Here is a 7,517-nt window from a genome sequence, read left to right on the forward strand (position 1 = left end):
CTCCGACTTCGGAGGGATTATTCCCTTTATATCTTACTACCGTTCTATACTCGTCCCTGCCTTCATGGCCAAGCACCCCCCGGCTATCTCTATGAAATTGGCTTATAAAATTATATACCGTTTGGGCTTCCCAATATTGACCTTCCCCGCGGAAAATCAAGGTTTTCCCTCTATTTAAATTTGTAAAAACCAGTTCCTTAATCGCCTTAGAACGGCTGGGGATGGGAGAATTTTGATATTCCTCAGGGCTCATATTTTCCACATCTTCTATATAAGGACAGTAAACGATAAACATATTTTTCGCTATATGGGTCTGAAAAAAGAAGCTATAGGGCCGGAAACTGTCCATCAATACACTGTTAAACCTTGAATACGTATCGCCCTCTCGGCGGCGTTCTCCTTGGGAGGCGAAGGGGTAAATAAAAACCAAATCCTTAGTATTTTGGATTCGATAAATCTCCGGTTCAATGCCAAACAGCACCGTATTCTCAAAGCCCGCCCCTCCATTGACCGGTTCGAGTCTTAACCCCTTTTGAGCAAAAGCCTGGGTTACCTGCTTTATGGTCAAGGGGCGATAGGCCAGCTCCTCCTTGGTCATCCCGGTGGAAGATCCAATGGAAATAACGATCAATAAGAACGCTATCGTAATGGCAAGTACCGATTTAACCTTAGGCATATTACCACTCCTTTGCTATGCATACCCCCATTAATAAAAAGGAATTAACCCTATCAAATAGAGGCTAATTCCCAATTCTACTCCTAGATACCAAAATCCTTTAATTCAATTCATTATTGGCAGTGGCTTTTCGCTAGGTTCTTGCTTGCCACCAATTTTTAAGGTAAGCATAAACCGGAGGAATTGCCGAAATACCGATGATGGCGAAAATCACCAAGGTAAAGTTGTCGCGCACAAAGGGCAAATTACCAAAGAAATACCCAGCGCAAAGAGCCACAGTAACCCAAAGAAGTGCACCAATAAAATTGTAGGTTAGAAAACGCAAATAGGTCATTGTGCCCACTCCCGCTACAAAAGGAGCAAAAGTACGGATAATCGGAATAAAGCGGGCAATGATAATGGTCTTACCGCCATGCTTTTCATAGAACTTTTGCGTCTTCAGGAGGTTTTCCCGATTAAGAAAACGCATTTCTTTCGAGAATACTTTGGGGCCAATGTAATGGCCTATCTCATAATTAATGGTATCCCCGAGAACCGCAGCGGCTAAAAGCAAAGGAAACAAGATCTTAACATCTAAGGCACCACTAGCGGCAAAAGTTCCGGCGACAAAAATCAGTGAATCTCCCGGTAGAAATGGAGTCACTACGAAACCCGTCTCCGCAAAAATGACAAAAAACAAAAAGAGATAAGTCCATAAACCGTAATCTCTGATGATCACACCAAGATACTTGTCCAAATGGATAAATATGTCTAAAACAGTCTGCATTAATTCCAAAACTCCCCCCACAACACTAGTCCCTTATTTATAACTATCAATTGCCCCGGAACCATCATATCGCCTGGATAGAAAGAAATCAAATCAACCAAGGTAATTTTAAGAAAAGATTAATATAAAGAAAAAACCGCCGATTTAAGGCGGTTCAGCGGTACAGGGCTTACCCCTGTCTATATAAAAAGGTAGGAGAAGAATGTCGTTAATCAAAGCATAGCATAATGTAGTAAATTACGGGTGAAGAAACTGTAAAATTAATGTTAACATTGTGTGAATTGGGAGATGCTAGTCCTCTTGGAATAAAGCTGTAGAGAGGTATCTTTCGCCGGTGTCAGGAAGAAGAACCACGATTGTTTTTCCCTTGTTTTCGGCTCTCTTGGCAAGCTGGACAGCGGCATGGACTGCTGCACCGGACGAAATTCCAACAAGCAAGCCTTCTGTTTTTGAAAGTTTTCTGGAGGCATCAAAGGCTTCCTCATTTTTAACTTGAATAACTTCATCGATTATTTCAGAGTTAAATACTCCCGGGATGAATCCGGCACCAATTCCTTGGATCTTATGAGGACCAGGATTTCCGCCGGAAAGAACAGGGGAATCAGTCGGTTCGACTGCTATGATTTTTACCTCCGGCTTCTTCTTTTTAAGGGCCTCACCCACGCCGGTAACAGTTCCCCCTGTGCCTACTCCGGCAACAAAGATGTCTACCTCTCCGTCGGTATCCCGCCAGATTTCTTCAGCAGTGGTTTGTCTATGCATTTCCGGATTCGCGGGGTTATTAAACTGTTGGGGAATAAAGGATTTCTTATATTCAGCAGCTAATTCTTCAGCTTTTTGAATGGCACCTTTCATTCCGGCAGGTCCAGGGGTTAACACTAGTTCCGCACCCAGAGCTTTGAGAAGATTTCTTCTTTCCACACTCATGGTTTCCGGCATGGTAAGAATCAAACGATAGCCGCGGGCAGCAGCTACAAAGGCTAAAGCAATTCCGGTATTGCCGCTGGTTGGTTCAATAATTATTGTATCCCTGTTGATCAAGCCTTTTTCTTCGGCATCCTTAATCATGGCATAGCCGATTCTGTCCTTAACACTGGAAAGTGGGTTAAAGTACTCCAGCTTTGCGACAACTTTTGCCTCTAACCCATTTGCTTTATTGTAGTTAGACAGTTCCAATAAAGGGGTATTACCGATTAGGTCTGTTAAACTTTTAGCGATTTTAGCCATTTAATTATCCTCCTTAATATCGGATTTAGCTGCATTGTTTTTAAGTTTCCAAGCAAACGCTTCACTCTATCCTAGTATTCTTATAGGTTTTGTTGTTTTTATTCTATTACGAGCCCGCTTGACTGTCAATAATAAATTGATTTAATTCAACAAGAAAGACATCGGCAGCCTTTGTAAAATAGGTTTCAGGACTTCTGGCAATAAAAAAATCACGAGTCAGACGGGGCAGCTTTTCTTCGAGAGGAATCAACTCTAATTCTCTTGCCTTCAACTCTTTTTGGATGATTAATTTAGATACTAAAGCAATCCCCAATCCACTGATGACAGCAGCCTTCACCCCTGTGTTGCTGCTGAACACATAGGAACGCCGCTTTTGAATCTTTAGCGTCTGAATAAAACGATCACTAAACTCCCGCGTTCCCGAGCCTGATTCACGCAGAATCCAAACATGATCTTTTAAATCCTTAACTGTAGCATTCTTAATTTTCGATAAAGGATGCCCCGGCGGAGCGATTAACACCATTTCATCTTCCATGAAAGGCTCAAGAATAAAATCCTTGCCATTTATCTTCCCCTCAACTAAGGCAATGTCTAAGCGATTCTGGCGAAGATCTTGGACAATTTCCTCCGTATTGCCAATGGTCACCGAAATATTTAGATATGGATACATTGCAGCCATTAGGCTAACCAGTTCCGGTAGGATATATTCTCCAATGGTGAAGCTTGCTCCGATGCGTAAATTACCTGCAACAATACTCTGAATTTGATTAATCTTATCTTTTGCTTCTTGATATTGGTTGATGATTCTACCGGCCTGCTCATAGAGGACTTCTCCTGCCGGTGTCAATTCGACATGCTTTGATGAACGATAAATTAGCTTTGTCCCAAACTCGTTCTCTAGATTACGAATGTGAGAGCTGACCGCCGGCTGGGAGAGGAACAGATCCTCTGCGGCCTTGGAAAAACTTTTTTCTTCAGCTACCTTTTTAAATATCATAAGCGGTTCAATAATCACAGAAACCCTCCCGGTTCAGTTATAGGTTTTTCTTATACTATGTATAAAGAATAGCGATTGCATTGAGATCCTTGCCAGGGGTAAAGTAAGAGTACCTTTTCATTCATTATTTTCTTTAGTCAGGAGGATATTTGTCAATTATGAATTTCACAAAAAAAGCACATCCTTTTACTGCGGTTGAAACAAATACTTTACCCTTTATTTCCGGACTTCTCTTTACAACAGGTATAGGTGCATTGGCTGTAGGGCTAAGCTACCTGCCCGGCATCAACAAGATCGGTGCTATGCTCAGCGCAATTTTTATTGCAGTTATCTATCGCAATATCTGGGGTTATCCGGAAATTTGTCGTTCCGGCATTCAGTTTACAGCGCAAAAAATCCTGCGTTTTGCCATTATTCTTTATGGGTTCCGCTTGAATATCCAACTCATCTTTCAACAAGGTCCCTCTTTGTTGCTTCAAGGCAGCCTCACTGTTGGCATTGCTATCGTTACAACTCTTTTGGTATCCAAGTGGATTAAGGGAGAGAAACATCTATCACTTCTTTTGGGAATTGGGACCGGAATCTGCGGAGCCGCCGCCATCGCTGCAGTCGCTCCAATCATTAAGGCTAACGATGAAGATACCGCCATTAGTGTGGGTATTATCGCCTTAATAGGTACGATTTTCACCCTAGCGTACACCTTAATTTACCCATATCTCGGCCTTACACCTGTTCAATACGGGACCTGGAGCGGAATAAGCTTGCATGAAATCGCCCATGCCGCCGCGGCTGCCGGACCAGTAGGTTCCGACGCATTAGCCTCAGCCTTACTCGCCAAATTAGGAAGGGTTTTCCTCCTGATCCCCGTGAGTTTTATACTTCTTTGGTGGGTACGTCGTCATCCCGGCGAACATAAAGACACAACCAAAATGGCCTCTTTTCCTTGGTTTTTGCTGGGATTTATCCTTACAAGTCTCATCGGGACATACTTTTCCATTCCAACTGACGTGTTGGACATTATTAATACCTTCTCTTCCTTTTTGCTAACCGCAGCCATGGTGGGATTAGGGTTGAATGTTCACTTGGCAAGCCTGCGTTCTCGTGCACTCCGCCCTCTAGCGGCTATGTTAATCGCTTCAGTCTTAGTTTCTATCGTGTCTTACTTTATCCTTATTCTTTAAAAGCTACTCCCCTTTACAAGCCCTATGTAAAAAATAAGAAGGTGCTGCCACAGACAACAATATGCATCGCAGGAAACCTTATGCGCCGTGAAATTACGTTCTGATTAGCCAAGCAAAAATGCAGGGAACGACATGGATCGTTCCCTACAATTATTTCACGGAATTTTGCAACTGATGTTTTAGCCCACCGCTTTCCTAAGAGCCTGGTCCAGATCATCAATAAGGTCATCCGCATCCTCAATTCCGATGGAGAGTCTGACCATATCCGGGGTAACACCGGCAGCAATCAGATCCTTTTCGCCCAATTGGGCATGAGTAGTACTTGCCGGATGGATGACCAGCGATTTAGCATCCGCTACATTTGCCAACAAGGAGAAAATCTCCAAACTATCAATAAACTTCTTCCCTGCTTCCACTCCACCTTTGATGCCAAAGGTGAAGATGGAACCCGTACCCTTGGGAAAATATTTTTGAGCTAGTTCGTAATATTTATTACCTTTAAGGCCGGGATAATTAACCCAGGAAACATAGGGATGGTTATTGAGAAATTCAACGATTCTCTGTGTATTGGCCACATGCTTTTCAACACGTAGAGAAAGCGTCTCCAGCCCTTGAATGAACATAAAGGAGTTAAAAGGGCTTAAGGCCGCACCGGTATCCCGCAAGAGCTGAACCCTGGCTTTCGTAATATAGGCCGCCGGGCCTAAGGCTTCCGCATATCTTAACCCATGATAGCTCTCATCCGGCTCCGTGAGTCCAGGGAATCTACCGCTGCCCGCCCAGTCGAATTTACCCGAATCCACAATGACACCGCCGATGGAGGTGCCGTGCCCGCCAATGAATTTAGTCGCTGAATGGACCACAATATCCGCTCCCCATTCAATAGGACGAATCAGATAAGGTGTGCCGAAGGTATTATCTACAATCAATGGCACCCCATTTTCATGGGCAATTTTAGCAACTGCTTCGATATCCACAAGATTGATACCCGGGTTACCAATGGTCTCTATATAAAGTGCTTTAGTCTTATCGGTAATGGCTTTCCGAAAGTTCTCAGGATCATCGGGATTAACAAAAACGGTCTTGATCCCTAATTTGGGGAAAGTCGAGGAAAAGAGATTATAAGTCCCTCCGTACAAGGTGCTGGCAGAAACAATTTCATCGCCGGCTTCGGCGATATTTAGCACTGCATAAGTGATAGCTGCTGAACCGGAAGCTACCGCGAGGGCTCCGATTCCACCCTCTAAAGCTGCAATCCTTTGTTCAAAAACATCTGTAGTGGGATTCATAATCCGGGTATAAATATTTCCGGGTTCTTTTAAACTAAATAAGTTCGCGGCGTGTTCCGCATTATTAAAGACATAGGATGAAGTTTGATAAATAGGCACTGCTCTGGAACCGGTAGCTGGGTCAGCGATCTGTCCAGCGTGAACCTGCAAGGTATCAAACTTTAATTTTCGCTCGCTCATAGGTATCGCTCCTTTAACCTTATTCTTCATAGAAGATAACTGAAACAGTGTTTAAATAAGACTCCGTAGTATTTTAATATGTTTACTATGCTTTGAAATAGATTTTAATTTTTTTCCGCTCCTTTGTCAATACAATTAAGCAATGTATTATATATTTCTTAATACCTTCTCATTCTATCATGGAACAGTTTCGCTTGAAAGCCTATATAGAAAACCCTACCCACCTAGTAATTTGTATTCATCAGTGTGCCGCTAGACGGTAAAAATTCTGATAAATGTAAAAAGCCGCCCTCTGTAAATCAGAAAGCGGCTTTACACTTAAATGTAATACATTATGGCACTTTTTCCACTCATGATTTCATATTCTTGAACGAGATCCTCCAAGGTAAGGGAATCGACAAACTCGTTGATCCGTTCCGTCATCTGATCCCAGACCTTAATCTGAATGCACTCCTGAAGGCTGACGGCATCTTGTTGAAATTCTTCATTAGCAACGGATAAATCTCCCTCAAGAATTCTAAGAATCGTTCCCACCTTTATTTCCGAGGCTTTGTCCGCTAAGATATATCCACCCTGAGCACCTTTAACACTTCTAATAATTCCCGCCTTGCGCAAAGCGGAAAAAACCTGCTCTAAATAATTTTCAGAGATACTTTGACGTTCAGCAATATTTGAAAGTGGAACATGCTCGCCTTGGGAGTGAACGGCCAGATCCAGCAATGCCCTTAGCCCATATCTTCCTTTTGTTGATATTTTCATGACTTAACACTCCAAACTAAGAATTCAGATTGGTTTAATAACAATGGTAATATGAATACAAAGCTTTGTCAAATTTTTGCTTAAGGGCTCGCCTCTTTTCAACTCCGTCCGGGCTCTTTCAAACGCTCAAAGCCCAAATACCTGCTCCCTTGAAAGGTTAGCCTTCCTAAGTCTCCCTCGGCCAGCATCCCATATTCACGATGGTCAACATTGAATTCCATCCTGTCCCCGCTCTCCACTTCGAAGGTTATATAATAGCTGGTGCTATGATGATTATGATGCGTTCCATTGCCATGATCGTGGTGATGAGTGGTTACATGGTTTCTTTTAACCACGACTTGGGAGGGCACAGTTAAAACGGGCTGAGAATTATTATAGTTCCAGGTTCGGATTCCTCGGAAAATATTGACCAGGATTAGTCCAAAAACTAAAATGAAACCTA

8 protein-coding genes are annotated in these 7,517 nt (G+C 42.8%); 1 reads left to right on the forward strand and 7 read right to left on the reverse strand.

The features are described 5' to 3' along the window. The 4 genes from AC1U9U_RS14415 to AC1U9U_RS14430 form a co-directional block, all read right to left on the reverse strand. Nucleotides 1-676, reverse strand: a 676-nt coding sequence (locus AC1U9U_RS14415; RefSeq protein WP_479961249.1) for a hypothetical protein, incomplete at its 3' end; no start/stop codon positions are given. Nucleotides 677-809: 133 nt separating this feature from the next. Further along, the gene (locus AC1U9U_RS14420) at nt 810-1,451 is read right to left on the reverse strand and encodes a DedA family protein (protein ID WP_479961250.1); all 642 of its coding nucleotides are present in this window, start codon (nt 1,449-1,451) and stop codon (nt 810-812) included. Between the two features lie 282 nt (nt 1,452-1,733). Further along, entirely contained in the window at nt 1,734-2,669 is a 936-nt protein-coding gene (gene cysK, locus AC1U9U_RS14425) for a cysteine synthase A (protein ID WP_479961251.1), read from the reverse strand. 106 nt (nt 2,670-2,775) lie between these two features. Then, nucleotides 2,776-3,684, reverse strand: coding sequence for a LysR family transcriptional regulator (locus AC1U9U_RS14430; protein ID WP_479961252.1), 909 nt, complete (start codon nt 3,682-3,684; stop codon nt 2,776-2,778). A 140-nt stretch (nt 3,685-3,824) separates the two neighbouring features. Here AC1U9U_RS14430 and AC1U9U_RS14435 point away from each other — a divergent pair, with 140 nt between their 5' ends. Then, a complete protein-coding gene (locus AC1U9U_RS14435) occupies nt 3,825-4,847 on the forward strand; it encodes a YeiH family protein (protein ID WP_479961253.1) in 1,023 nt (340 codons plus the stop codon). A 179-nt stretch (nt 4,848-5,026) separates the two neighbouring features. Here the strand turns inward: AC1U9U_RS14435 and AC1U9U_RS14440 are convergent, their stop codons facing one another. The 3 genes from AC1U9U_RS14440 to AC1U9U_RS14450 all read right to left on the reverse strand — a co-directional run. Beyond that, nucleotides 5,027-6,316 (reverse strand): homocysteine synthase, encoded by a 1,290-nt coding sequence (locus AC1U9U_RS14440; RefSeq protein WP_479961254.1) that lies wholly within the window; start codon nt 6,314-6,316, stop codon nt 5,027-5,029. A 318-nt stretch (nt 6,317-6,634) separates the two neighbouring features. After that, nucleotides 6,635-7,075: an RrF2 family transcriptional regulator gene (locus tag AC1U9U_RS14445; RefSeq protein WP_479961255.1), complete on the reverse strand. Its 441-nt coding sequence runs from the start codon at nt 7,073-7,075 to the stop codon at nt 6,635-6,637. 98 nt (nt 7,076-7,173) lie between these two features. Beyond that, on the reverse strand, nt 7,174-7,517 hold a 344-nt coding region (locus AC1U9U_RS14450; protein ID WP_479961256.1), incomplete at its 5' end, for a DUF2500 domain-containing protein.

The sequence above is a fragment of the Desulfitobacterium sp. genome (assembly GCF_982384815.1).

Bases quoted from the DNA above. Each gene is read 5' to 3' on its own strand.
- AC1U9U_RS14440 (WP_479961254.1), bottom strand. From the start codon at position 6,316: ATGAGCGAGCGAAAATTAAAGTTTGATACCTTGCAGGTTCACGCTGGA.
- cysK (WP_479961251.1), bottom strand. From the start codon at position 2,669: ATGGCTAAAATCGCTAAAAGTTTAACAGACCTAATCGGTAATACCCCT.
- AC1U9U_RS14445 (WP_479961255.1), bottom strand. From the start codon at position 7,075: ATGAAAATATCAACAAAAGGAAGATATGGGCTAAGGGCATTGCTGGAT.
- AC1U9U_RS14435 (WP_479961253.1), top strand. From the start codon at position 3,825: ATGAATTTCACAAAAAAAGCACATCCTTTTACTGCGGTTGAAACAAAT.